This window comes from Tritonibacter sp. SIMBA_163 (assembly GCF_046535935.1).
GTDB classification, from domain to species: domain Bacteria; phylum Pseudomonadota; class Alphaproteobacteria; order Rhodobacterales; family Rhodobacteraceae; genus Epibacterium; species Epibacterium scottomollicae.
Window position 1 is genome coordinate 1 of sequence record NZ_JAWJBP010000538.1, and the last position, 267, is coordinate 267.

The 267-nt window shown below is 64.4% G+C and carries 1 protein-coding gene; it reads left to right on the forward strand.

Translation table 11 applies throughout. The annotated features are described in order from the left end of the window. A partial coding sequence (locus R0J92_RS23435) for a hypothetical protein (protein WP_411053443.1) occupies window positions 1-267 on the forward strand: 267 nt, incomplete at both ends.

The following is a 267-nucleotide window of genomic DNA, read 5'->3' on the forward strand; positions in this document are numbered from 1 at the left end:
GGAAAAGCTTGATCTTTCGGAAGGCGCCTTGCGGTTCCTCCCTGGAAGCGAATCGGTCTTTCGACCCGATGAGGACGACGACCTCGTGATTGCACAGGGGGAGGGGCCCAATGGCACTGGTCTCTGGACGGCGCTGATCGCGCCCAATCCCCGGGAGTTGCGCCTTGCCACGGGCGAGATGGCCAGGCAGGACGTTTGGCAGCAGATCGAGGGGCGTGTGTTCAGCTATTCGCGGACCACGGATGCGGTGGCGGTCCAGGAGGCGCG